The 24560-nt window shown below is 70.9% G+C and carries 19 protein-coding genes; 15 read left to right on the forward strand and 4 right to left on the reverse strand.

All coding sequences use genetic code 11. The features are described from left to right. Nucleotides 1-190 precede the first annotated feature (190 nt). Genes ABDW61_RS23235 through hutU form a run of 3 tightly spaced genes read right to left on the reverse strand, consistent with a single transcriptional unit; the run spans nucleotide 191 to nucleotide 4927 of the window. A complete protein-coding gene (locus tag ABDW61_RS23235) occupies nucleotides 191-1576 on the reverse strand; it encodes an alpha/beta hydrolase-fold protein (protein WP_343642159.1) in 1386 nt (461 codons plus the stop codon). Between the two features lie 49 nt (nucleotides 1577-1625). Further along, entirely contained in the window at nucleotides 1626-3185 is a 1560-nt protein-coding gene (hutH, locus tag ABDW61_RS23240) for a histidine ammonia-lyase (protein WP_343642161.1), read from the reverse strand. Between the two features lie 56 nt (nucleotides 3186-3241). Next, complete coding sequence (gene hutU / locus ABDW61_RS23245) at nucleotides 3242-4927, reverse strand: urocanate hydratase (RefSeq protein WP_343642163.1); 1686 nt, start codon at nucleotides 4925-4927, stop codon at nucleotides 3242-3244. An 80-nt stretch (nucleotides 4928-5007) separates the two neighbouring features. On the opposite strand from hutU, the gene hutC reads away from it, so the two are divergent. The 7 genes from hutC to ABDW61_RS23280 all read left to right on the forward strand — a co-directional run bounded on the left by hutC (nucleotide 5008) and on the right by ABDW61_RS23280 (nucleotide 12372). Continuing rightward, nucleotides 5008-5763, forward strand: coding sequence for a histidine utilization repressor (gene hutC, locus ABDW61_RS23250; RefSeq protein ID WP_343642165.1), 756 nt, complete (start codon nucleotides 5008-5010; stop codon nucleotides 5761-5763). An 88-nt stretch (nucleotides 5764-5851) separates the two neighbouring features. After that, nucleotides 5852-6406, forward strand: coding sequence for a HutD family protein (locus ABDW61_RS23255; protein WP_343642168.1), 555 nt, complete (start codon nucleotides 5852-5854; stop codon nucleotides 6404-6406). Then, the gene (gene hutI, locus ABDW61_RS23260) at nucleotides 6403-7641 is read left to right on the forward strand and encodes an imidazolonepropionase (protein ID WP_343642169.1); all 1239 of its coding nucleotides are present in this window, start codon (nucleotides 6403-6405) and stop codon (nucleotides 7639-7641) included. The genes ABDW61_RS23255 and hutI overlap by 4 nt, the downstream gene beginning before the upstream one ends. A 36-nt stretch (nucleotides 7642-7677) precedes the next feature. Then, a complete protein-coding gene (gene hutG, locus ABDW61_RS23265) occupies nucleotides 7678-8502 on the forward strand; it encodes an N-formylglutamate deformylase (protein WP_343642170.1) in 825 nt (274 codons plus the stop codon). Then, complete coding sequence (hutF, locus tag ABDW61_RS23270) at nucleotides 8499-9863, forward strand: formimidoylglutamate deiminase (protein WP_343642171.1); 1365 nt, start codon at nucleotides 8499-8501, stop codon at nucleotides 9861-9863. The genes hutG and hutF overlap by 4 nt, the downstream gene beginning before the upstream one ends. Before the next feature lie 65 nt (nucleotides 9864-9928). Then, the gene (locus ABDW61_RS23275) at nucleotides 9929-11485 is read left to right on the forward strand and encodes a methyl-accepting chemotaxis protein (protein WP_343642172.1); all 1557 of its coding nucleotides are present in this window, start codon (nucleotides 9929-9931) and stop codon (nucleotides 11483-11485) included. Between the two features lie 194 nt (nucleotides 11486-11679). Then, the gene (locus ABDW61_RS23280; RefSeq protein ID WP_343642173.1) at nucleotides 11680-12372 is read left to right on the forward strand and encodes an SH3 domain-containing protein; all 693 of its coding nucleotides are present in this window, start codon (nucleotides 11680-11682) and stop codon (nucleotides 12370-12372) included. 22 nt (nucleotides 12373-12394) lie between these two features. On the opposite strand, the gene ABDW61_RS23285 is transcribed toward ABDW61_RS23280, so the two are convergent. Further along, a complete protein-coding gene (locus ABDW61_RS23285) occupies nucleotides 12395-14080 on the reverse strand; it encodes a diguanylate cyclase (RefSeq protein WP_343642174.1) in 1686 nt (561 codons plus the stop codon). A 234-nt stretch (nucleotides 14081-14314) separates the two neighbouring features. Here ABDW61_RS23285 and ABDW61_RS23290 point away from each other — a divergent pair, with 234 nt between their 5' ends. The 8 genes from ABDW61_RS23290 to gspF all read left to right on the forward strand — a co-directional run bounded on the left by ABDW61_RS23290 (nucleotide 14315) and on the right by gspF (nucleotide 24558). Next, entirely contained in the window at nucleotides 14315-16966 is a 2652-nt protein-coding gene (locus tag ABDW61_RS23290) for a winged helix-turn-helix domain-containing protein (RefSeq protein WP_343642175.1), read from the forward strand. Between the two features lie 224 nt (nucleotides 16967-17190). After that, entirely contained in the window at nucleotides 17191-17613 is a 423-nt protein-coding gene (gspG, locus tag ABDW61_RS23295) for a type II secretion system major pseudopilin GspG (RefSeq protein ID WP_343642177.1), read from the forward strand. A gap of 71 nt (nucleotides 17614-17684) precedes the next feature. Further along, nucleotides 17685-18266, forward strand: coding sequence for a hypothetical protein (locus ABDW61_RS23300; protein ID WP_343642179.1), 582 nt, complete (start codon nucleotides 17685-17687; stop codon nucleotides 18264-18266). Nucleotides 18267-18391: 125 nt separating this feature from the next. Continuing rightward, on the forward strand, nucleotides 18392-19048 hold the full coding sequence (locus ABDW61_RS23305; protein ID WP_343642180.1) for a hypothetical protein: 657 nt from the start codon (nucleotides 18392-18394) through the stop codon (nucleotides 19046-19048). Nucleotides 19049-19076: 28 nt separating this feature from the next. After that, nucleotides 19077-19673: a type II secretion system protein N gene (locus ABDW61_RS23310; protein ID WP_343642182.1), complete on the forward strand. Its 597-nt coding sequence runs from the start codon at nucleotides 19077-19079 to the stop codon at nucleotides 19671-19673. Between the two features lie 78 nt (nucleotides 19674-19751). Then, nucleotides 19752-21836 (forward strand): type II secretion system secretin GspD, encoded by a 2085-nt coding sequence (gene gspD / locus ABDW61_RS23315; RefSeq protein WP_343642183.1) that lies wholly within the window; start codon nucleotides 19752-19754, stop codon nucleotides 21834-21836. Beyond that, a complete protein-coding gene (gspE, locus tag ABDW61_RS23320) occupies nucleotides 21833-23359 on the forward strand; it encodes a type II secretion system ATPase GspE (protein WP_343642184.1) in 1527 nt (508 codons plus the stop codon). Before gspD ends, gspE begins: the two co-directional genes overlap by 4 nt. Then, nucleotides 23356-24558, forward strand: a complete 1203-nt coding sequence (gspF, locus tag ABDW61_RS23325) for a type II secretion system inner membrane protein GspF (RefSeq protein ID WP_343642186.1) — start codon at nucleotides 23356-23358, stop codon at nucleotides 24556-24558. Before gspE ends, gspF begins: the two co-directional genes overlap by 4 nt. Nucleotides 24559-24560 lie beyond the last annotated feature (2 nt).

Genomic DNA, 24560 nt, shown 5'->3' on the forward strand with positions numbered 1-24560 from the left:
CGAATTCCTCTCGTTGGTCCTTCACGGTGACTGGGCTCCAGGGCAACTTCGTCCTCCCGCTGACTAGGCGGGAAAAGTGTTACCCATGTCCTGGCACACCTGTTACCTATGTCCTCGGTCCATACACTCCCCCGCCGGGGGCGAGGGGGAAATACCACGGGAGAGTGCGAGGGCCAGCGGCCTCACGCCGTCATTTGTCGTAGGTGCCCGGACCCGGAGGCATTGAAGGCCGCACCTCGCTCGGGAACGGATCCCGCTGTTGACGATTCCCGTCGCGCGGCTTGGCGTTGAACTGCCGGTCGACGAAACGCAGCATCGGCTCCACACGCGCCGCCCAACTCGCTTCATCGTGCGTCGCGCCCTCCGCCTCGAGGTAGGCGATGTCTCCGCTGGCCCATCCGCGCGCGTACAGCACGCCACGCAACTTGCGCAATTGCCGGATCGCCTCGGCCCCTTCGCCGGTCCCCATGTCCAGCCACAGCTTCGGACGCGGCACCGACATCGGCAGCGGCGTCTTCTGCGCATCGCGGATCGGGAATTCGTTGTCCCACCACAGCGACGGCGACACCACCAGCGCGGTGCCGAACACGTCGCCGTGATGCACCGCCAGCCACAGGCTCATGATCCCGCCCAGCGATGACCCGCCCACCGCCGTGTGCGCCACGTCCGGCAGCGTGCGATAGCGCGCATCGATCGCCGGCTTGAGCTGCTCGATCAGATAGCGCGCATACGCCGCGCCCTGGCCGCCCTGCGTGTGGCCGTCGCGGCTCATCGCCGTCGCGGTGTACTCGTCGACGCGGCGCGCGGTGTTGTTCACCGCCACGATGATCAGCGGCTGGATCTGCCCATCGACGACCAGGCGCTGCGCCGTTTCGTCGACCTGCCACTCCGCGCCGGCCGCCGCCGCGTCGAAGACGTTCTGCCCGTCATGCAGATACAGCACCGGATAGCGCCGCTGCGTGTCGCGTTCATAGTTCGGCGGCAGCCAGACCTGCACCGGGCGTTCACCGACCCAGGTGCCGGGCAGCGGGTCCAGCCGCTCGATGGTGCCGGCGCGGCTCAGCGATACCGGCGCGCCCGGCGCATTGAACGCGCGCGTCACGCGCACCTCGTCGGCGACGAGCTCGATGGCGCGGTTGCCGCCGGCCTCCCAGCCCTCGTCGCCCTCGCCCTGTCCCGGACGCTCGATGCGGAACTTGTAGGGCACGGTGCCGCCAGGCGGAATGCGCTCGAACAGCGCGGTGGCGCGATACCAGCCCTCCTTGCCGAGCCCCGCGGCCGGCGCGATCAGCGAGCGCGTCCAGCTCAGCGGCGCCGCGCCGCCGCGCACGCCGACCATGTCCCTGGCCGGATCGAAGCGGCCGGCGGCGATCTCCTCGCGCAGGTCGATGTCGAACACCACCCGCGTCGCCGCGAACGCGCGCGGCGCGACGGCCATCGCCGCGATCAGCAGCAACAGCGCCGCCATGAAGCGGACAAACAGGGGCGAGGAGCGTTCCGGCGCGCCGCGGACCGAGGCGCTGATGGATGCGAAAACGGCGCGCTCCGGGCGCGCCGTCGAGGCGGAAGAGGTCATGCGGGACTCGCGGCGAGGGGGCGGGCCGCGCCCGCCGAGGTCCCGGATATTAGTCCAGCACGGCCATCTCGGTGCACCGGCGCAGCAGCGCCGCGGGGCCGTGCGGGCCGTCGTCGTTGACCATCGCGAAGGCACGCTCGATGTCCGGCGCCAGGTAGTGGTCGCTGGGCATGGCCGGGCAGCGCGCGCGCAGCAGCGCATGCATGTCCTCCAGCGGCGCCGAGCTGCGCAGCGGCCGCAGGAACTCGATGCCCTGTCCCGCGGCCAGCAGCTCGATGGCGACGATGTGGGCGGTGTTGTCCAGCATCGCGCCCAGGCGGCGCGCGCCGAAGGTGGCCATCGAGACGTGGTCCTCCTGGTTGGCCGAGGTCGGCAGGCTGTCGACGCTGGCCGGATGCGCGAGCGACTTGTTCTCGCTGGCCAGCGCCGCGGCGGTGACGTGCGCGATCATGAAGCCGGAGTTGAGTCCCGCGTTCTCGGTGAGGAAGGGTGGCAGCCGCGAGACGCCGGTGTCGATCAGCATGGCGATGCGGCGCTCGGCGATGGCGCCGACCTCCGCGATCGAGCAGGCCAGCGCATCGGCCGCCAGCGCGACCGGCTCGGCGTGGAAGTTGCCGCCCGAGATCATCGCGGCCGGGCCCTGCTCCGGCGCGAAGACCAGCGGGTTGTCGGTGACCGCGTTGGCCTCGCGCAGCAGCACGTCGCGGACGTAGCGCGACTGATCCAGGCAGGCGCCCATCACCTGCGGCTGGCAGCGCAGGCAGTAGGGGTCCTGGACGCGATCGTCGCCATCGCGATGCGACTGGCGGATCGCGCTGCCCGCGAGCAGCGCGCGATACGCGGCCGCCGCCTCGATCTGGCCGGGCTGACCGCGCACCTCATGGATGCGCGGATCGAAGGGGCCGTCGCTGCCGCGCGCGGCGTCCAGGCTCAGCGCGCCGCTGACGACGGCCGCCGCGTAGACGGTCTCGAAGCGCAGCAGCGCGTCCAGCGCCAGCGCGGTCGAGGTCTGCGTGCCGTTGATCAGCGCCAGGCCTTCCTTGGCCTCGAGCACCAGCGGCTTGAGGCCCGCTTTCTCTAGCTCGGCGAGCGCCGGCCGGCGCTGGCCGTCGACCAGCATCTCGCCTTCGCCCATCAGCGCCAGCGTCATGTGGGAGAGCGGCGCCAGGTCGCCCGAGGCGCCGACCGAGCCCTGCGCCGGCACGTAAGGGACGAGGCCGGCGTTGAACGCATCGAGGATGCTCTGCACGACGGACTCGCGCACGCCCGAGAAGCCGCGCGCCAGCGAGGCCGCCTTGGTCGCCAGCATCAGCCGCACGACCGGGGGTGCCAGCGGCGCGCCGACGCCGACGCAATGCGAGCGGATCAGGTTGCGCTGCAGCGCGGCCAGCTCGTCCTTGCCGATGCGCTTGGAGGCCAGCTTGCCGAAGCCGGTGTTGACGCCGTAGACCGGGTCGTCGCCAGCCGCCGCGGCCTGCACGACGGCGGCGCCGCGTCGGATCGCCGGCCACGCGCCGGCATGCAGCGCCAGCGTCACGCCGCCGGCGCGGATGCGGCGCAGCTGGTCCAGCGTCAGGCCGCCAGGGGTGAGTTCGAGGGAAGTCGTCATGGGAGCTCGTGTCGGAATCAGGGTCGAGGTCGGGATCGAATGCGCAGCCAGGGCGCTCAGCGGCCCAGCATCGGCATCTTCAGGCCGCGTTCCTGCGCGGTCTTGCGCGCGATGTCGTAGCCCGCGTCGGCGTGGCGCATGACGCCGGTGCCGGGGTCGTTCCACAGCACGCGCGACAGGCGCTTGTCCGCCGCCTCGCTGCCATCGCACACGATGACGACGCCGCTGTGCTGCGAATAGCCCATGCCCACGCCGCCGCCGTGGTGCAGCGAGACCCAGGTCGCGCCGCCCGCCGTGTTGAGCATCGCGTTGAGCAGCGGCCAGTCGGAGACGGCATCGGAGCCGTCCATCATCGATTCGGTCTCGCGGTTCGGGCTCGCCACCGAGCCGGAGTCGAGGTGGTCGCGGCCGATGACGATGGGCGCCTTCAGCTCGCCGGTGCGGACCATCTCGTTGAAGGCCAGGCCGGCCTGGTGGCGCTCGCCCAGGCCCAGCCAGCAGATGCGCGCCGGCAGGCCCTGGAAGGCGATGCGCTCGCGCGCCATGTCCAGCCAGCGGTGCACGCCGGCGTGGTGGGGGAAGAGCGCCTTGATCTTGGCGTCGGTCTTGTAGATGTCCTCCGGATCGCCGGACAGCGCGACCCAGCGGAACGGGCCGCGGCCTTCGCAGAACTGCGGGCGCACGTAGGCCGGGACGAAGCCGGGGAAGTCGAAGGCGTTCTTCACGCCCTGGTCGAACGCGACCTGGCGGATGTTGTTGCCGTAGTCGACGGTGGGGATGCCCATCGCCTGGAAGTCCAGCATCGCCTGCACATGCACCGCGCAGCCGCGCGCGGCGGCGGCCTTCAGGTCGGCGTGCCTGGAGGCGTCGCCCGCGGCCGCCTTCCACTGCTCGACGGTCCAGCCCACCGGCAGGTAGCCGTTGATCAGGTCATGCGCCGAGGTCTGGTCCGTGACCAGGTCCGGCTTGATCGCGCTGCCGGCCTTCACGCGCGCGACCAGCGCCGGCAGCACCTCCGCCGCGTTGCCCAGCAGCGCGATGGAGACGGCCTTCTTCTCGGCCGTGTACCTGGCGATGCGCGCCAGCGCGTCATCCAGGTCGGCGGCCTGCTCGTCGACGTAGCGGGTCTTGAGGCGGAAGTCGATGCGCGACTGCTGGCACTCGATGGTCAGCGAGCAGGCGCCGGCGAAGGTCGCCGCCAGCGGCTGCGCGCCGCCCATGCCGCCCAGGCCCGCGGTCAACACCCAGCGGCCCGCCATGTCGCCGCCGAAGTGCTGGCGGCCGGCCTCGGCGAAGGTCTCGTAGGTGCCCTGCACGATGCCCTGCGAGCCGATGTAGATCCACGAGCCGGCCGTCATCTGGCCGTACATCATCAGGCCCTTGCGGTCGAGCTCGTTGAAGTGCTCCCAGTTGGCCCAGGCCGGCACCAGGTTGGAGTTGGCCAGCAGCACGCGCGGCGCGTCGACATGCGAGGGGAAGACGCCCACCGGCTTGCCCGATTGGATCAGCAGGGTCTCGTCCTCGTTGAGGTTCTTCAGCGACGTCAGGATCTGCTCGAAGCAGTCCCAGTTGCGCGCCGCCTTGCCGATGCCGCCGTAGACCACGAGCGCATCGGGGTTCTCGGCCACTGCGGGGTCCAGGTTGTTCTGGATCATCCGGTAGGCGGCCTCGATCAGCCAGTTCTTGCAGCTGAGCTGCGTGCCGACGGGGGCGCGGACGGGACGGGGTTGGGCATGGCTCATGACGGCTCCTGATGTGGGGTGGCGCGATGCTGGCGGACTCTAGTTGTCTATACAAGTACAGTCAAGTAGGATGCGACCCCATGGCGACGAAGACCCCGAGCATCCTTTCGGCCACCGCTGCTGGCGCCGCGGGCGGGCCCGCGCCGCAATACCTCAAGGTGAAGAACCACCTGCGCGAAGGCATCGCGAGCGGCCGCTGGCGGCCGGGCGAGCGGCTGCCGTCGGAGTCCGAGTTGACCGAGACCTTCGGCGTGAGCCGCATGACGGTCAATCGCGCGCTGCGCGAGCTGCATCAGGAGGGCATGGTCGACCGGGTGCAGGGCGTGGGCAGCTTCGTCGCGCAACTGCACCGGATCGCGTCGACGCTGACGGTGCGTGACGTGCATGAGGAGATCGCCGCGCGCGGCCATCGCCACGAGGCCAGGGTGCATGTGCTGGAGACGCTCAAGGCCAGCGCCGAACAGGCCGCGCTGCTGGGCGTGCGCACCGGCGCGACGCTGTTCCACAGCGTCATCGTGCATCGCGAGAACGGCGTGGCGATCCAGTGCGAGGACCGGCTCGTGAATCCGGCCTGCGCGCCGGCCTACATGGAGCAGGACTTCGCGCGCGTCACGCCCACCCATTACCTGCTGGAAGTGGCGCCGCTGTCGGAAGCGCGCTACACCATCGAGGCCGCCATGCCCGGCCCGCTCGAGGCCCGATTGCTGGGCATGCCGCGCGGCGAACCCTGCCTGGTCGTGAAACGTGTCACATCCAGTCAGGGCCGCGCGGTGACGTCGGTGCGATTGGTGCATCCGGCGAGCCGCTACCTGCTGGAGGGGAGCTTCCAGGCGTGACCCCCGGGTTGACGTTTGGTGACGTGTCCACATGAGTGACTCTTCGAGAATCCCGCCCTTCAGCAATAGCCCTGTGCAGTTGGACGACATGAGCTGGATGAGGATCACCGCCGACGAGGTTTCCCCGACCCCGTGGCGCAATGGGGGAGGCCGGACGCGCGAGCTGCTCGCGTGGCCGCACGTTTCGGACTGGAAGGTGCGCGTCAGCGTCGCGGACATCGACCGCGACGGGCCGTTCTCGGCCTATCCCGGCGTCGACCGCTGGTTCGGCGTGCTGTCGGGGGAGGGTGTGATCATGCGCGGCCGCGCGCTCAAGCCCAACGAGGGCCTCGTGCGCTTCCCCGGCGAGGACGCGCCCGACTGCGCGCTGATCGACGGACCGACCCAGGACTTCAACGTGATGCACCGGCGCGATGCCGGCGTGTTCCGGCTGCAGCCGGCGGACCGGCCGCTGATCCCGCATGGCGCGCGCTGGCTGGGCCTGTTCACGCAGGAGGGCGGGTTGCTGATCCACGGCCACCGCTCGGTGCCGCTGGCGCCTCACACGCTGGCCTGGTGCGAATCGCCGGCCGCGCACAGCTGCGTCTTCGACGATGGCGATCAACATGGGCCGGCCTGGTGGCTGGTCTGGAGCGACACATGACGATGACCTCGACCGGCGCGCCGCGCCGCATCCTATGGACCAACGCGACGCTGGCGACCTTCGCCGGGGAGCGCGACTGGGGACTGGTGAACGATGGCGCGCTGCTGGTCGAGGGAGAACAACTGCGCTGGGTCGGCCCCGCGGCCGAGCTGCCAGCCGGGCTGCGCGAAGGCGTGGTCGAGATGCGCGACCTCGGCGGCATGCTGGTCACGCCCGGCCTGATCGATGCCCACACGCATCTGGTCTATGGCGGCGAGCGCTCGGCCGAATTCGAGCTGCGCCTGCAGGGCGCGACCTACGAGGAGATCGCCCGCGCCGGCGGTGGCATCCGCTCGACGGTGAACGCGACGCGGATGGCCACGGAGCACGAGCTGCACGTGCTCGCCGTGCAACGGGCGCGCGCGCTGATGGCGGAGGGGTTGACGACGATCGAGGTGAAGTCGGGCTATGGCCTGTCGCTCGCGGCGGAGACCAAATGCCTGCGCGTCGCGCGCAAGCTGGCCGAGCTGGGCCTGACCGTGCGCACGACCTATCTGGGCGCGCACGCGCTGCCGCCCGAATTCGACGGCCGCCAGGACGAGTACGTCGACGCCGTCTGCGCCTGGCTGCCCGAACTCAAGCGCCAGGGCCTGGTGGACGCGGTCGACGCGTTCTGCGAGCGCATCGCCTTCACGCCGGCGCAGACCCGCCGGGTGTTCGAGGCGGCCAAGGCGCTGGGGCTGCCGGTGAAGCTGCATGCCGAGCAGCTCAGCGACCAGGGCGGCGCGGCGCTGGCGGCGGAGTTCAACGCGCTGTCCTGCGACCACCTGGAGTGGCTGAGCGGGGACGGCATCGCGGCGATGGCGCGCGCGGGCACCGTCGCGATGCTGCTGCCCGGCGCGTTCTACTTCCTGCGCGAGACGAAGCTGCCGCCGGTCCAGGCGCTGCGCGACGCCGGCGTGCCCATCGCGCTGGCGACCGATCACAACCCGGGCAGCTCGCCGGGGCTGTCGCTGCTGCTGATGCTGAACATGGCCTGCACCTTCTTCCGCATGACGCCGGAAGAGGCGCTGCGCGGGCTGACGGTGAACGCAGCGCGGGCGCTCGGCTTGCCCGATCGCGGACGGCTGGCCGCGGGCCTGCGCGCCGACTTCTGCATCTGGGATGCCGCGCATCCGCGCGAGCTGGCCTATTGGTTCGGGCGCAATCCGCTGCGGCAGACCGTGGTGGCCGGCCGGCCGCGGCGCGACGACTGACCCCCGGCGCGCGAGTGGAGACAAAAGGAATCAGCGATGAAGCACGACGTCTTTGAACTGCGGCGCGGCCGCACCCCGCTGCTGATCAGCATGCCGCACGTGGGCCGGGAGATTCCGGCCGACCAGCATCATCGCTACGTCGAACGCGCGCTCGGCAGCGAGGACACCGACTGGCACCTGGAGCCGCTGTACGCGCCGATCGCCGAGCAGTTGGGCGCGGGGATGCTGGTGCCGCGCTTCTCGCGCTACCTGATCGACCTGAACCGCCCGCCCGAGGACACGCCGATGTACCCCGGCGCCTCCAACACCGAGCTGTGCCCGACGCGCTTCTTCACCGGCGAGCCGCTCTACCAGGACGGCCAGGCGCCCGACGCCGCCGAGAAGCAGCGCCGCATCGAGCAGTACTGGGCGCCGTACCACCAGGCGCTGCAGGGCGAGCTGCAGCGCCTGCGCCAGGAACACGGCTTCGCGTTGCTGTTCGAGGCCCACAGCATCCGCTCGGAGCTGCCCTGGCTCTTCGAGGGGCAACTGCCCGACCTCAACATCGGCACCGTCGAAGGGCGGTCCTGCAAGCAGGTCACGCGCGACGCGATGGAGATCGTGCTGAAGGCGCAGGACCAGTTCTCGTGGGTGGTCGACGGCCGCTTCAAGGGCGGCTACATCACGCGCCAGTACGGCCGTCCGGAACTGGGCCAGCAGGCGGTGCAGCTGGAGATGTGCTACCGCTGCTACATGCTGGAGAGCGAGATGGGCTTCACCGGCTACGAGCTCGATGCCGGCTGCGTCGAGCGCATCCGGCCGGTGCTGTCGATGCTGCTGCAGGCCTACCTGATGGCCAATCCGGCGCGGGGCGCGGCATGAGCGCGGCGCACGGGACGAGCTTCCACGCGCCGCTGGCCTGGCTCGAGGGACGCTGGCAGCAGGACGTGCTGATGCAGGCGGGGGCCGATGGACACTGGACCTCGCTGACTGCGGGCCAGACGCCGCCGCCGCGGGCGGTGAGGCTGGACGGTCCGGTGCTGCCCACGCTGGTCGATGCGCACAGCCACGCGTTCCAGCGCGCCTTCGCCGGGCTGGCCGAGCAGCGCGACAGCGACAGCGACGACTTCTGGTCCTGGCGCGACCGCATGTACGGCGTGGCGCTGCGCGTGACGCCGGCGCAGCTGAAGGCGATCGCGGCGCAGCTCTACACCGAGCTGCTGGCCGGCGGCTACACGCAGGTCTGCGAGTTCCACTACCTGCACCACCGCGAAGACGGTACGCCGTATGACGACGAGCACGCGATGGCGATGGCGCTGGCCGAGGCGGCGCAGGAAGCGGGCATCGGGCTGACGCTGCTGCCGGTGTTGTACGCGCACGCCGGCTTCGCGCACCGGGGGCTGCGCGAGACGCAGCGCCGTTTCCGCACCGATGCGGCCTGGGTGTGGCGCGCCTGCGAGCGCATCAACGCGGCGAAGCTGCCGCTGGTGCGGGCCGGCGTGGCGGTGCATTCGCTGCGCGCGGCGCATCCGGACGACGTGCGGGCGCTGCAGGCGCTGATCGGCGACTCGGACATTCCCATTCATGTGCATGTCGCCGAGCAGATGCAGGAGGTCCATGACTGCCTCGCGGCGACCGGCAAGCGGCCGATCGACTTCCTGGCCGACCACGGTCTGGATCCGCGCTGGCAGCTGGTGCATGCAACCCACAGCACGCGCGAGGAGATCGCGCGCATCGCCGCCAGCGGCGCGGCGGTGGTGATCTGCCCGGGCACCGAGGCCAATCTCGGCGACGGGCAGGCGGACCTGCAGGGCTGGCTGTCGGCCGGCGTGGCGATGACGGTGGGCTCGGACAGCCAGGCGACGCGGGGCTGGGTGGAGGAGCTGCGCTGGCTCGAATATGGCCAGCGCCTGGGCCTGCAGCGGCGCAACGTCGCCGCGCAGCCGGGCCGGCAGCCGTCGACGGCGGCGCGCCTGTTCGATGCCTGCGTGGCCGGCAGCGCCCGCGCCGCCGGACTGCCCGCCTGGGGCCTTCGCGCCGGCGCCCGTGCCGACTTCCTGGTGCTGGACACCACCGCGAGCGGCCTGGCCGGACTGCCGGACGCTTCGCTGCTGGACGGACTGGTCTTCGCCAGCCAGGGCCAGGCCTGGCGCGAGGTCTATGTCGCCGGCCAGCGCCGCGCCCTCGACGACGCGGGCCGGCGCGACCGATTTGTCACGGCGATGTCGGCGCTGTGGCGCTGAGACGCTAGCCGGAGCGCCGCCCCGGCTGCTAGGCTCCCCGCTTCGACCTCCCCCGTTGAAGCACCATGCAGTCCTTGCGCAATTTCACGATCCGGGCCCGTTTGCTGGGCCTCGGATTCCTGTCCGTCTTCGCCTTGCTGCTGATTGGCGCCGCCGGCCTCTGGGCCATGGGCGGCACCCGCTCGGACTTCGAGCAGTACGTGGGCCAGGACGTGGGCTCGCTGGCCCAACTGTCCGAGGTGCGCGCCGGCATCGGCAACCTGCGCCGCTATGAGAAGGACATGCTCATCAACATCGGGGACGACGGCACCGTCAAACAGGCGCAGGCCGACTGGCGCAAGACCTACGCCAGCGTGATCAGCAGCCTCGACGCGATGGCGGCCCTCGAGGCGCGCGAGGACATCCGGGCGATGCCACCGCGGCTCAAGCAGTCGCTCGAGGCCTACAAGGCCGGCGTGGACGACATCGCCAAGCGCATCCTGAACGCGGACTTCGTGGATGCGGCCGAGGCCAACCGCTCGACCGAAGCGATCAAGGCGCCGGTGGTGGCGATGGATCGCGGCGTGGCCGAGATGACGCAGGCCATCACGCAGCACGGTCAGGACGAGGTGCAGCGCCTGGGCGGCCGCGAATCGCGTGTGCGGGCCGCGCTGGTCGGCGTGATGGTGATCGGCGCGGCATTGATCGCCGTGCTGACGGTGCTGATCATCCGCTCGCTGCTGGCGCCGCTGACGCAGGCGGTGGCCACGACCGAACGCATCGCGCGCAAGGACCTGAGCCAGCCCATCGAAGCCGAAGGCCGCGACGAAACGGCCGCAATGGTGCGCGGCGTGCAAGGCATGCAGGCGTCGCTCCGCGAGGTCGTCAGCGGCGTGCGCAGCGCCACCGACAGCATCGCGACGGCCTCGCGCGAGGTCGCGGCCGGCGCCCACGACCTGAGCGTGCGCACCGAACAGGCCGCGTCCAACCTGCAGGCGACAGCCTCGGCGATGGACCACCTGACGGGAAGCGTGCAGCACAACGCGGAGTCGGCGCGCCAGGCCAACCAGCTCGCCGAAGAAGCCGCCGGCGCCGCCGGCCGCGGCGTGCACGTGGTCGGCGAAGTCGTCGAGACCATGGGCCGCATCAGCGCCTCCTCGGCCCGCATCGGCGACATCATCGGCACCATCGATGGCATCGCGTTCCAGACCAACATCCTGGCCCTCAACGCCGCCGTGGAAGCGGCGCGCGCCGGCGAGCAAGGCCGCGGGTTCGCCGTGGTCGCCGGGGAAGTCCGCACCCTCGCGCAACGCAGCGCGGAAGCCGCCAAGGAAATCAAGCGGCTCATCACCACCAGCGGCGAAAGCGTCGCGAGCGGCGCGGCACTCGTGGAACGCGCCGGGCAAACCATGAACGAAATCTCGGATTCGATCTCGCGCGTGTCACGCATCGTGGCCGAGATCAGCCACGCCACCAGCGAACAGAGCGGCGGCATCAACCAGATCGGATCCGCCATCTCGCAGCTCGATCAGATGACACAGCAGAATGCAGCGCTGGTCGAAGAATCAGCGGCGGCGGCGCAGAGCCTCCAGCACCAGGCCGACGCGCTGTCGCAGTCGGTGGCGGTGTTCAAGCTCAGTTGAGGGTTTGGGGCATTGCCCCTGATACGACCTTCATTGCGTCGAGTTCGCCGTTCTGAGGCGCGTGATCGTTTCTTGCAGTACTGCGCCAGTTGTCAACACCTGGTCCGCCGGCTGCCAGACGATCCCCAAGAGCCATTACGGCAGTTTCCTTTCGGCTGTCGGCCGCAACCCTTCCTTCTTCTACGTGCTGATCGATGCTGAATGAGCGGACCCTGTCGTTGCTGCCGGCCCGAGTGCTGGTGCTGGTGATCGGCGCTGGAATCGGCGGAGCGGCCGTCGCCTCCAGCGGCCCGCCGGAACCTGCCAGCTGCAACTTCGTCGCTTTCGTCGAGGAAACCGATCCTGCCGGGCTCAACGTACGTGATGCACCCTCAGCCACTGCGCCGGTGCTGGGCACACTTCCACCCATTTGGACCGATGACTCCGGCATGCGTGCACGCGTGTCGGTGAGGGTCACTGCCGCCGCCAATGGCTGGTTCCGTATTCGCGAGGCCTTCGAGGACGAAGCCCTCACCGGTCAGCCCGCACGGCCGGTCTACCAAGGCGAGGGCTGGGTCAGTGGACGCAAGCTCATCGTGAAGTCGCAGACCGATACGGGACGCATCCGCCCCGATCGCAAGGCCCCTGTGGCCGTCAGGCTCAAGGACGGGCTGGCCTTCGACGGAAGCAGCACGATGGCGGCCGGTCGCCTCGTCGATTGCCGAGGCGGCTGGGTGCAGGTGGAGTACGACGAATCCCGCTTCTCTGTCGAGATCCGGCCTTACCTGCAGATATCGGCCGTCGCGCGCGTGGGGCAGGCCAAGGGTCGCTTCCGCGCCTGGGTGGATCAGATCTGCGGCATTCAGGAGACGGCCTGCGACGGGCCGTCGTCGCTCGACACGAAGTGATGGTGCGGCCGCGATGGCGTGACTACTCGGCCGCCTTGAACTGGATGCGGTTGCGGCCGTCGTTCTTGGCGGCGTAGAGCGCTTGGTCGGCGGGCTCGACGAGCAGGGACGGCTTGGACGGCGGCTCGCCGGCGCACAGGCCGATGGACACGGTGACGCGCAAACCCCGCATCACCTCGCCCCAGCTGTGATTGGCAATGGCGGCACGCAGCCGCTCGCAGATGTCCTGCGCACGCGCCGGCTCGACACCGACGAAAACCAGCATGAACTCCTCGCCGCCCACGCGCGCGAGCAGGTCCGCGCTGCGCAGTTGCCGTCTCAGGATCTGCGCCACCTTCTGCAGCACCTGATCCCCGATGCCATGGCCGAAGGCATCGTTGACCTGCTTGAAGTGATCGATGTCGAGCAGACCCAGCGCGATCGGCCTGCGCTCCTGACGTGAGCGCTCCAGCAGCAGCGGGAGCGCGAACTCGGCGTGACGGCGGTTGTTCAGACCCGTCAACGCATCCTCATGCGCCATGCGGCCGAGCTCCGCGGCCTCCCGCCGCAAGCGCTGCTGCTCCTGTTCCGCGAGATCGGCGCGCTCGCGCTCGCGCTGCGCATCCTGCAGCGCATGCGCCGCACGCGCCTGTGCCTGCTCGAACTCCTGCCGGATCAGCATCGCTTCGGTCTGCAGCGCCATGGCATTGCGCGCGGACTGGCGCTCGAGCGCCGACAGCTGTTCATGCGCCTCCAGCGCCTTGGCCGGATCGCCGCGCAGCTTGTAGCCGCGATAGATCGCCAGCGTGAGCTGACGTCGCAGGCGCACCGGCAACTGGTGCGGCGCCTGCTGCCGGGTCAGGGTCTGCAGCGTCTCCAGCGCGTGCAGCGCGCCCTGCGCGCCGGCGGCGTCATCGCGCTTGAGCTGCAGCAGGCCGCGCTGCGCCCGCGCCTGCAGCACCATGCCGGCGTAGCCGTGGCGATGCGCCAGGCGCTCGTACTCCTCGGCGATGACCAGCGCGTCGTCGATGGCGCCGGTCCCCAGCTGCCATTCGACGAGGTTGGACAGCGAGACCACGATCAGGAAGGGATTGCCTTCCTCCCGCACCAGCTCGGCCGCCCGCACCGCGTAGGGCTCGGCCTGCGCGAGGGCTTCGGCGGCGGCGGCGCGGTCCTCGTCGCGGATGGCCTCGGCATGGGCCTGCAGCCAGAAGTGGGCCAGGTTGTTGAGGCAGGACAGCACCAGCTCGCGCTCGCCGGCCGCCTGCTCCTGCGCGATCTCGAGCGCCTGCAGCGTGTGCTGGCAGGCCTGCTCGACCTGGTCGGAGACGGAGAAGGAGACGGCGAGCCGGTTCAGCGCCCAGGCCTCGCGCGCGGGATCGGCCGCGCGCCGCGCCGCGCGGAGCGCCTGCAGCCCCGCCTGCGCGGCGTCGCGCCCCATCTGGAACTGCGCGTAGATGTAGCAGAGCTCGGTGAGCGCGTCCGCGGTCCAGGCGTCCTGGTCGGGGCCGTCGATGAGGCGCACCAGCGCCGCCGCCTCGCTGGCGCGCCGCAGCGCCGCCTGGAGGTCACCCTGCCGCGGCAGGTTGTGGGCGATGAGGATGAGCGCCCGCGCGCGATCCCGCACCGTGTCGGCCGCGACGAGCGAGAGTTCGAGCGCGTCGGTGGCGTCGCGATAGGCGCCGCGGCGGCTCAGGTGCAGGGCTCGGGCCAGTTCGCGCTGGAACAAGGCGGGCTCTCCTGTGTCGATGGGGTCGAGCTCGAATGCACAGCATTGGCCGGCCGCCCCCACACGTCAATCGCGGCTGGCCCCAATACCACACGAGGTCTGTGGCTCGGCGTGCCAAAAGTCTCGAAGGGCGCGCCGCGTGCCGTCCAGCGCCCGCCAGCGGGTCCGCCGCCCGATACGCTTGCGGGCTCAGGGAGTCAATCGCCTGCCTTTGCGCAGGCGCTGGACGATGTCATGACGAAGTCTTTCGAGTACCACTTCGCCAATTGCCGCCTCAACGTCGCCACGCGCGAGCTGTGGCTGCACCGCTGCCGGCAGCAGGTCGAGCCGCGCGTGCTGGATTTCCTGATCTGCCTGATCGAGCGCCGCGGCCGCGTGGTGCGCAAGGATGAACTGATCGCCCAGGTCTGGGGCGGCGAAATCCTCACCGACAGCGTGCTGGGCCGCGCCGCGAGCAAGGCCCGGCGAGCCATCGGCGACCTGGCGGATGCCCCGTTCCTGGTCCGGACGGTGCATGGCATCGGCTACCAATTCATCGGCGAGGTGGAGGCCATCGAGACCTCGCGCAAGCCGCGGGCCGCGGCCGGCAAGGACCTGCCGGCGGCCAAGCCCGGTTCGTTGGCGCCGGGATCGCTTCCGCCGGGACCGCTGACCGCGCCGCCGGCGTGGCCGGAGGCGGCGAGCGCTGGCGTGCGCGGCGCCATGGCCGTCTGGCCGCGTGACGTGAGGCCGCTCGAGTTTTTCGCGCTGGATGAGGAAGTCGCCGCCTGGATGGCTGCGCTGCCCGCCGCGCGCGGCGCGGCGCGGCTGGACACGCTGATCGCGCTGGCCTGGCATCTGCGCCAGCGCGACACCCCGCGGGCGCTGGCGCTGGCCGAGGAGGCGCGCCTGCTGCTGCTCGCCGGCCCGCGCGGCGCGGCGGTCATGAGCGCGGACGCCCGGCTGATGCTGGTGCGCGGCGAAGCCCGGTGGCTGGCCGGCCAGTTGCACACGGCCCACGATCTGGCCGTGCAGGCGTCAGCGGCCTTCGACGCCTGCGGCGACCTCGCCGGCCTGTGCGATGCCGCGTTGCTGCGCGCCGCGATCGCCGCCGACCGCGAGGATGACGAGGGCCTGGAGGCCTGCGTGCGGCCGATGCTGGAACGGCCCGGCATGCAGGGCGACCGGGAGCGCCACGCGCTGCTGCAACTGCAGCTCGCCCTCGCGCAGTCGCAGCGGCGTCCGGGCGAAGCCTTCGCCCGGTGGTCGGCCGCCGTCGACGGCTGGCGGGCCGTCTGCGGTCCGGGCGTGCGCGCGGTCTGCCACTACGTCCAGTCGAACTGGGCCCGCGCCGGCGGCGAGCGGGGCCACCGGCTGCGGCATGCGATGGCCGCGCGCGAGCTGTATGCGGCCGTGGGCCAGCGCCGGGACGTCGTGCGGGAGACCGGCAACATCGGCGCGCTCTTCGGCAACCTCTTCGACAAGGAGAGCGCCCTGCGCCATCTGAATGCCGCCTTGACCGAGGCCCGCGCCGCCGGCTGGCCGCTGACGCTGGCGGCCAGCCTGGCGCAGTCCGCGTCCGTCATCGGCACGATGTCCGGCCGCCAGTCCGACGCGATTCCGCTGCTCGAGGAGGCGAGCGAGCTGCTGGTCGCCTTCCCCGGACACCGCGTGTCCTTGATGACGCTGCGCTACCGCGGCGACCTGGAACTGGCGCTGGGGCGGCACGCGACGGCGCTGGCGGCCTTCGAGCAGTCGGCCGCGCAGGCGCGCCGCCGCGGCCTGGCGGTCTTCGAGATCGACGCGCTGATCGGCCAGGCCAAGGCGCTGTCCGGCCTGGGGCAGGCGATGCGGGCCCGCGAGTCGGCGCTGCAGGCGCTGGACCTGGCCGAGGCGAGCGACAAGGACTACTGCCGCTTCCTGGTGTTCGAGACCCTGGCCGGCCTGTGGCGCGACCACCCCGCGCTGCCGCACGACCCGGTCCCCGAGGCCAGCGTCGTGCTGCACTACCTGCTGCGCGCGCTGGACAAGCAGGGCACGGACAACCGCGGCACCCCGCCGCCAGCGCTGCTCGAGGCGCTGGCCGCGGAGTACGCCCGGCTCGGCGACCACGCCAATGCCTATGCCCACGAGGTCCGCGGCCGCGCCGCCCGGGCGCAGGCGCAATCGGCCGAGGCCGACGGCCGTGCCATCGCGATGAAGATCCGCCACGACACCGAGAAGGCCCAGGCCGACAGCGAGCATCACCGCGCGCTCGCCGCCGCCCACGCGGAGCGGGCCGAGGCACTGGCCCAGACCAACGCCATCCTGGCGCGCCTGGGAACCATCGGCCAGGAGATCACGCGCCACCTCGATGCGCCGGCGATCTTCGACGCGCTCGAGCGCCATGTGCACGGCCTGCTCGACGCCTCGTCGCTGGCGGTGTTCCTGCTGGACGCTGGCGGCACGGCGCTCGAACTGGCCTTCGGCGCCGAGGCCGGCAGCCCCTTGCCCGACTGCCGTGTGGCGCTGGACGACCCCGGCGCCAACGCCGCGCGTTGTGCCCGCGAGCGCAGGGAGATCCACGTGCGATGGTCCGAGGACGGCGGGCTCGCCATCCCCGGGACGCTGCCATCGCGCAGCGCGCTGTTCGCGCCCCTGAGCGTCGGTGACCGGCTGCTGGGGGTGCTGACCGTCCAGTCGCCGCGCGCCGACGCCTATGGCGAGCGCGAGCACCTGGTGTTGCGCACCCTGAGCGCCTACAGCGCGGTGGCGCTGGGCAATGCGGCGGTGTATCGGCAGCTCGAGTCGGCGCGGGATGCGCTGGCGCTGACCCATGCCGAGCTGCTCGAGCGCGAAGGCCAGTTGCGCCGCGCCCTCGGCGACGCCGGGTCCATCACCGCACCGGCCCCGCTGCTGCACGGGTAAACCCCGAAGAAAACCCGGAGAAGACCCGGAGGAAACCCGGAGAAAACCCGAGGCGGGGGATTCGTCCCGCTTCGGTGATACCTCGGTTGAATCTCCGTCGCGGAACCGTCCTGATTCCATCATGACGGGCGGATATCGCTCCGCCTACAGTCCCTCACATTCCTTCACCGGAGCTTGATCCGGCAGGAATGGATTATCACGGAATCAAGACAGGAAGTCGTCTCATGACGAGAAGCCGCAGGTTTTCCAGGGGATTTACCCTGATCGAGATCATGGTCGTGCTGGTGATCCTCGGCGTGCTCGCCGCACTGATCGCGCCGAAGATCCTCGACCGCCCCGAGCAGGCGCGCGTGCTGGCGGCGAAACAGGATATCGCGACCCTGTCCCAAGCGCTGAAGATGTACAAGCTGGATAACCAGCGATACCCCAGCACGGCGCAGGGACTCAACGCCCTGGTGCAGAAACCGACGGCCGCGCCGATGCCCGTCAACTGGCGCGATGGTGGTTATCTGGAGCGCCTCCCCAATGATCCTTGGGGGAATCCCTACAAATATTCCTCGCCCGGCCTGCACGGAGATTTCGACGTCACCAGCCTGGGCAGCGCTGGCGAAGGAAATTCCACGGTCATCGGTTCCTGGATGCAGTGAGCCGGCAAATCCCGGCAACCCGCCGGCGATCGTTTCGAATCCCCCACTCCCTTTGACTGCAGAGATATTCCATGCGGCCTCAACTGATTTTTCTGTCGATCATCGCGGCGGCCCTGCTGGCCGCGTGCAGCGGCAAGAGCGGCGGCGCGCCGGAAATCCAGGCGAAACAGGCCGAGGAGAAGGCGCCGGAGATTTCCCAGGAAGAGCGCAGATACCCCTCGGTGCGCGCGGTGGCCGACCTGTCGGCCGGGACGCCCGGCTTCGTCATGAAGCAACTGGCCGGGTTGCGCAATGACAAGGGCGAAGCCGTGAACATGGCCGCCACGCCGGCCGAAGCGGAAGTCATGGTCTTCAACGCCACGACGACGCTGACCGACGAGACGATCCGCCAGGCCAACGAATTCCTGAAGGACCACAAGCGGCTGATCGTGGATTCGGACGGTACGCCGGAAGGGCGCCTCGCGGTCAAGGCGGCGCTGACCCGGATCCTCGGCGGCAATGCGGTCGACAGCGATGCCGCGCTGGTGGCTTACGTCAACCGCACCGATTACACGATCACGCCGCTCGCCAATCCGCCCGACCCCTTGGCGAAAAACCCCGACGGCACTTACGTCAATGGGAATGTCGCGGCCAACGTGCTCAGCCTGCAATAACTGGAAGGAGTCGCCCGGGGTCTGTCCACCCCTCGGGAGATGTTGGGAGCCGGCGCGGTTCGGCGCGGATCCGATCCCGCCGGCAGGTGGAATATCAACGTGGTTGATTCTCTGGAGAAATGAAGATGATCAATTCGAAACTTGCAGTCCGCACGGCCTTGCTGGGCGCGGCTCTGGCTTCGTCGCCGGCCTGGGCCAGCGGTTATTGGACCGATGTCGACCAAGGCAGTCCGCATGCCGCCGGTGACGCCGGAACGGTGCACGTGGTCGACCAGCAGGAAAAGCGCGGCGGCTGGGATGACTGGTTCTGGAAGGGCCATACCGAAGGCATGTCGTTCCGGTGCAATACCCAGGATAAATCTCGCAGCTGCTCCTATACCGTGCAGCGCAGCACCACCAAATCCACCACCATCGGGTTTGGCGGCGGTGTGGAAGGCGGCGCCGGCACTGGCGACTGGTTCAAGAAGGTGAAGGGCAGCCTGGAAGCCTCCTTCAATTTCAGCTACCAGAAAACGCGCTCCAACTCCATTTCCTCGACCGAAGGCACTTCGGTCGCGCAAGGGCAGTGGGTGGAACCCGTCATGATCCAGCACCGCGTCTGGCAGCGCGGTCATTTCATGAATGGCTGGGTGATGGACGAGCATAGCCACCGTGACCGTTGCGGCACCGGCTGCTATTACCACTATGCCTGGACCGGCAACGTGACCTACGGCGCCTGGACGACGAATACGGCTGTGAAGTCCCCGTATCACACCTTCCATTTCAGCTCGCGTCCGCTCTGATCGGGCTTGACCGTTCGCCGGGGTCCGCATGTTCGTTCGACGCCTCATGACGGGCCGCGGCGCGGCCGCGCTCACCACGCTGGCCTGCGGTCTCGCGGCGGCCGGTCTCCTCTGGACGCTGGCGGCCCTGGGCTGGCGGATCGCGGATCTTCCGGCCGTGACCGCGCCGTTGCCCGCGGATGCCACGCTGTCGCAGCAGCTCACGCAGATCAATGGCCAGCACCCGTTCGGCAGCGGCGGGGCGGGGAAGGACGGCGCCGAGGCGGCGTCCGCCCCGTCGCCTGCTGGCGGTTGGCGATTGCTGGCGACGATGGCCGCGGCCGACGGCGGCGGCACCGCGCTGCTGGACCGCGACGGCAGCGAGGTGACGCTGGTGCGGCCCGGCGACGTGTTGGCAGGTGGCGAACGGGTGACCCGCATCCTGGTGGATGGCATCGACCTCGCCAGCGCGGGCGGCACCCGGCGTGTCCCGCTGGCGCCGGCCCTGACGCAGGAGGAGCCGCCACGACCGGGCCGCGGAGACGTGAGCCCGCCCGGCGCTGCCGCTGCTGCCGCCGCCGCGCGCGAGGGCGCGCCGCCGCAGGCCTCCGACATCGAGAACGTCCGGCCCGCCAACGGCCATTGACCGTCCACGCGCCGTGCATCACGCCCTTTCGCACCGCTCCCCGCGCCTGTCGCCGACCCTGTCTCCCTGGATGTCCTCATGAAACTTCGTCCCTGGCTGGCCGCGGCCCTGCTGTGCTCCGTGTCCCCGCTGTGGGCCGCCGACGAGCCGGTGGCCCTGAACTTCTCGAATGTCGAGGTGGCGACGATCCTGAAGCTGGCATCGCAACTGACGGGCCGGCAGTTCGTCATCGACCCGCGCGTGCATGGCACCGTCAACATCGTGTCGGCCGAGCCGCTGCCCAAGGAACTGGTCTATCCGACGCTGGTGGCCGCGCTGCGGCTGCAGGGCATCGCCGCCGTCGATGACGGCCGGACGGTGCGCATCGTGCCCGAGGCCGACGCGCGCGGGCAGGGCGCGCCGGTGGTGAGCAAGCCGCCGGCCGGCGACAGCCTGGCCTCGCAGGTCTTCAACCTGCGCTACGAATCGGCGGTGGCGCTGAGCCTGGCGATCAAGCCGCTGCTCAACGCCAACGCGACCGCGGTCGGCTACCCCGGCAACAACACGCTGGTGGTGACCGATTTCTCCGACAACCTGCGCCGCATCGGCAAGGTGCTGCAGGCGATCGACGTGCCCAGCGTGGACGAGCCGCAGATCGTGCCGCTGCGCCACGCCTCGGCCAGCGAGCTCGCCGGCCTGGTGCAGAGCCTGGTGTCCGAAGGCGCCAACGGCAGCTCCGGCGCGGCTACCGGCGAGCGCTTCACCGTGCTGGCCGAGCCGCGCAGCAACAGCCTGCTGATGAAGAGCAACAGCCCCGGCAAGCTCCAGCGCGCGCGGCAACTGGTCCAGCAGCTGGACCAGCCCGAGGCCGGCGGCAACATCGAAGTCATCTACCTGCGCAACGCCGTGGCCATCGAGGTCGCGCAGACGCTGCGCGCGCTGCTGTCCGCCGATGGCGCGGCCGCGGGCGGCGCTGGCGCGCAAGGCGGCTCCACGCCGACCAGCGGCCTCAGCACGCCGCCCGGCAACGGCCTGGGCACCGGACTGAACGCGGGCTCGAGGCCCGCCGCCGGGGGGAACTCCGCCGCACCGGCCGGCGGCTCCTTCGCCGCGGCGCAGCCGGGCGCGGGCCTCGCGCAAGGCAGCTACATCCAGGCCGATGCCGCCAACAACGCGCTGATCATCAGCGCCCCGCCCATCATCAGCCAGCGCCTGAAGAAGGTTGTGGCCAAGCTCGACCTGCGGCGCACGCAGATCTACGTCGAGGCCCTCATCGCCGAGGTCAACAGCGACACCGCCGCGCAGTTCGGCATCCAGTGGCAGTCGCTGGGCGGCGCGGCCGCCGGCGCGACCGGCACGCACGTGGTGGGCAGCGCCAGCTTCAACGCGCCGGCATCGGGCTTCAACATCGCCGGCACGGCCCAGAACCCGCTGACCATGGGCAACGGGCTCAACGTCGGCATCAGCCGCGGCACCATCACGCTGCCCAACGGCACGGTGATCAACAACCTGCTCGCGCTGGCCAGCTTCCTGGAGAGCAACAACAACGCCAACATCCTCTCCACGCCCACGCTGATGACCCTGGACAACCAGGAGGCGCAGATCCAGATCGGCCAGGACATCCCCGTCATCACCGGCAGCTACTCGCAGACCAGCGGCTCGGCCACGCCGTTCCAGACCTACGACCGCCGCAAGGTGGGCCTGGGGCTGCGCATCCTGCCGCAGGTGGCCGAGGGCGGCACGGTGCGGATGAAGATCATGCAGGAGGCCTCCACCGTGGTGCCGGGCACGCTGGCCAACCCCTCCGGCCCGACCATCAACACCCGCACCATCGAGACCGCCGTGCAGGTCGAGGACGGCGGCCTGCTGGTGCTGGGCGGCCTGATCCAGGACACCTCGTCCGACGGCGTCAGCAAGGTGCCGGTGATCGGCGACCTGCCGCTGGTGGGCAACCTGTTCCGCTACACCACGCGGCAACGCAGCAAGACCAACCTGCTGGTGTTCCTGCGCCCGCGCACGCTGCGCTCCGCCGAGGCCGACCAGCAGCTGTCCTCCGAGCGCTACGACTACATCGCCGGCGCGCAGCGCCGCATGAACGGCCCGTCCGGCGACGCCGCCGCGCCGGTGCTGCCGCCGCTGACGCTCCAGGCCGCGCCGCCCGCGGGAGGGAGTCCCGCCCCATGAGCGCCGACACGAGCGCCAACCCGGGCGCCGACATGAGCGCCAACCCGGGCGCCGGCGCCTCGCTGCCGCGGCTGCCTTACGCGTTCGCCCGGGGCCAGGGCGTGCTGGTGCACGGCGGTGGCGCCGGCCCGGCCGTGCTGTGGGTGCGCCGCGGTGCGCGCGCCGACGCGGCGGCCGAGGCCCGGCGCATCGCCGGCGCGCGGCTGCCGGTGGAGCTGGTCGACGCCGAGCGCTTCGACCAGGCGCTGACCCGTCTCTACGCGGACGGCGGCGACAGCGCCGCGTCCATCGTCGACGGCGCCGGCCAGGACGTGGACCTGGACCAGTTGCTGAACGACCTGCCGCCGATCGAGGACCTGCTCGACAGCCAGGGCGACGCGCCGGTGATCCGCCTCATCAACGCGCTGCTGACCGAGGCCGTGCGCGAAGGCGCCTCCGACATCCACATCGAGCCCGAGGAGGCCCGCACCGTCGTGCGCCTGCGCCGCGACGGGGAGCTGCGCGAAGTGCTGTCTCCGCCGCGCGCGCTGCATGCCGCGATGGCCTCGCGCATCAAGATCCTGGCCCAGCTCGACATCGCCGAGAAGCGCCTGCCGCAGGACGGCCGCATCGCCATCCGCCTGGCGGGCCGCGCCGTCGACATCCGCGTCTCCACGGTGCCCACCGGCCATGGCGAGCGCGTCGTGATGCGGCTGCTCGACAAGGATCCGTCGCGGCTGGACCTGGGCGCGCTGGGCATGGCGGCCGACACGCTGGCGTCCATGGACCGCGCGCTGCGGGCGCCGCACGGCATCGTGCTGGTCACGGGGCCGACCGGCTCGGGCAAGACCACCACGCTGTATGGCGCCCTGACGCGCCTGAACGCGCGCGAGCGCAACATCATGACGGTCGAGGATCCGGTCGAGTACGACCTGGCCGGCATCGGCCAGGTGCAGGTCAATCCGCGCATCGACATGAGCTTCGCGCGCGCGCTGCGCGCCTTGCTGCGGCAGGACCCGGACGTGGTCATGATCGGCGAGATCCGCGACCTGGAGACCGCGCAGATCGCGATCCAGGCCAGCCTGACCGGCCACCTGGTGCTGGCCACCATCCACACCAACGATTCGGTCAGCGCCATCACGCGCCTGGTCGACATGGGCGTGGAGCCCTTCCTGCTGGCGTCGAGCCTGACCGGCGTGCTGGCGCAGCGGCTGGTGCGCTGCCTGTGCCCTGCCTGCCGCCAGCCCGATCCGCTGCCGCCGCGCACCGAGGGCGGCGAACCCGGCGACGGCCCCGCGTGGCGCGCCATCGGCTGCGAGCGCTGCGGCCACAGCGGCTATCGCGGCCGCCTTGGCGTCTTCGAGTGGCTCGAGGTCGACGACCCGCTGCGCCGCCTGGTCCACGAAGGGGCCGGCGAGCACCGCATCCGCGACGCGGCGCGCGAGCGCGGCGGCCTGCGGCTGCTGCGCGAGGACGGTTGGCGCTGGGTGCGCGAGGGCATGACCTCGCGCGATGAACTGCTGCGCGTGACAGGCGATCGATGAGCACTTTCCGTTATCGCGCCGCGGACGCGGCCGGCATCGTCAGCACCGGGCTGCAGGAGGCCGATTCCGCGCGCCATCTGCGCGGTCTGCTGCGCGAGCGCGGTCTGCTGCCGCTGGCGGTGGAGGAGGTGAGCGGCGCGGGCGCGGCCCGCCGCCATCGCGGCCGGCTCAACGCGCGGGCGCTGTACCTGCTCACGCAGCAGTGGTCCTCGTTGCTCAAGGCGGGCCTGAACGTCGATGCCGCGCTGGTGGCGCTGGCCAACCAGGCGGAGACGCCGGCGCAGCGCGACGTCCTGTCGGAGGTGCGCGCCGAGGTCCGCGCCGGCCGCACGCTGGCGGCGGCGCTGGCGCAGCATCCGCGCAGCTTCCCGCCGCTGTACGTGGCGCTGGTGCGGGCCGGCGAGGCGGCGGGCGAGCTCGCCGAGGTGCTGTCCCGCCTGGCCGACTACCTGGCCGACAGCGACGCGCTGCGGCGCAAGACCATGGAGGCGCTGATCTATCCGGCCATGATGATCACCGTGGCCATCGCGGTCGTGGCGGCCCTGCTCGTCTACGTCGTGCCGCAGGTGGTGGGCGTGTTCGAGCATCAGCGCCAGGCCTTGCCGCTGATGACGCGCGCGCTGATCGGGCTCAGTCATGGCGTCAAGGTCGCGGGGCTGCCGCTGCTGGCGCTGCTCGCGCTCGCTGTCGCCTGGTGGCGCCGGGCCTGGCGCGGCGACGCCTTCCGGCGCCGCGTCGAGGTGCGCCTGCTGGCGCTGCCGGTGATCGGCAAGCTGCTGTGCTCGGCCGACACCGCGCGCTTCGCCAGCACGCTGGCCATCCTGGTGCGCAGCGGCGTGCCGCTGCTGGTCGCGCTGGAGGCGGGCAAGGCGCTGGTCCAGCGCCTGCCGCTGAAGGACATCGTGGACCACGCGCTGCGCGAGGTCAGCGCGGGCAAGGCGCTGAGCCGCTCGCTCAAGCGCGACAAGGGCTTCCCGCCGCTGCTGGTGCAACTGATCGCCAGCGGCGAGCAGAGCGGCCAACTGCCCGAGATGCTGGCCCAGGCGGCGCGCCTGGAGCAGATGACGCTGGCGCACGACGTGGCGGTGCTGACCCGGCTGCTGGAGCCCGCGATGATCCTGTTGATGGGCGGCATGGTGCTGGCGATCGTGCTGGCCATCCTGCAGCCGGTGTTCGACATCAACCAGCTGCTGCATTGAGG

It is taken from the genome of Roseateles sp. (assembly GCF_039595595.1).
Taxonomy (GTDB): domain Bacteria; phylum Pseudomonadota; class Gammaproteobacteria; order Burkholderiales; family Burkholderiaceae_C; genus Roseateles.

Coding starts and splice junctions, on each gene's coding strand:
- ABDW61_RS23235 (WP_343642159.1), bottom strand. CDS start 1,576: ATGACCTCTTCCGCCTCGACGGCGCGCCCGGAGCGCGCCGTTTTCGCA.
- hutH (WP_343642161.1), bottom strand. CDS start 3,185: ATGACGACTTCCCTCGAACTCACCCCTGGCGGCCTGACGCTGGACCAG.
- hutU (WP_343642163.1), bottom strand. CDS start 4,927: ATGAGCCATGCCCAACCCCGTCCCGTCCGCGCCCCCGTCGGCACGCAG.
- hutC (WP_343642165.1), top strand. CDS start 5,008: ATGGCGACGAAGACCCCGAGCATCCTTTCGGCCACCGCTGCTGGCGCC.
- ABDW61_RS23255 (WP_343642168.1), top strand. CDS start 5,852: ATGAGCTGGATGAGGATCACCGCCGACGAGGTTTCCCCGACCCCGTGG.
- hutI (WP_343642169.1), top strand. CDS start 6,403: ATGACGATGACCTCGACCGGCGCGCCGCGCCGCATCCTATGGACCAAC.
- hutG (WP_343642170.1), top strand. CDS start 7,678: ATGAAGCACGACGTCTTTGAACTGCGGCGCGGCCGCACCCCGCTGCTG.
- hutF (WP_343642171.1), top strand. CDS start 8,499: ATGAGCGCGGCGCACGGGACGAGCTTCCACGCGCCGCTGGCCTGGCTC.
- ABDW61_RS23275 (WP_343642172.1), top strand. CDS start 9,929: ATGCAGTCCTTGCGCAATTTCACGATCCGGGCCCGTTTGCTGGGCCTC.
- ABDW61_RS23280 (WP_343642173.1), top strand. CDS start 11,680: ATGCTGAATGAGCGGACCCTGTCGTTGCTGCCGGCCCGAGTGCTGGTG.
- ABDW61_RS23290 (WP_343642175.1), top strand. CDS start 14,315: ATGACGAAGTCTTTCGAGTACCACTTCGCCAATTGCCGCCTCAACGTC.
- gspG (WP_343642177.1), top strand. CDS start 17,191: ATGACGAGAAGCCGCAGGTTTTCCAGGGGATTTACCCTGATCGAGATC.
- ABDW61_RS23300 (WP_343642179.1), top strand. CDS start 17,685: ATGCGGCCTCAACTGATTTTTCTGTCGATCATCGCGGCGGCCCTGCTG.
- ABDW61_RS23305 (WP_343642180.1), top strand. CDS start 18,392: ATGATCAATTCGAAACTTGCAGTCCGCACGGCCTTGCTGGGCGCGGCT.
- ABDW61_RS23310 (WP_343642182.1), top strand. CDS start 19,077: ATGTTCGTTCGACGCCTCATGACGGGCCGCGGCGCGGCCGCGCTCACC.
- gspD (WP_343642183.1), top strand. CDS start 19,752: ATGAAACTTCGTCCCTGGCTGGCCGCGGCCCTGCTGTGCTCCGTGTCC.
- gspE (WP_343642184.1), top strand. CDS start 21,833: ATGAGCGCCGACACGAGCGCCAACCCGGGCGCCGACATGAGCGCCAAC.
- gspF (WP_343642186.1), top strand. CDS start 23,356: ATGAGCACTTTCCGTTATCGCGCCGCGGACGCGGCCGGCATCGTCAGC.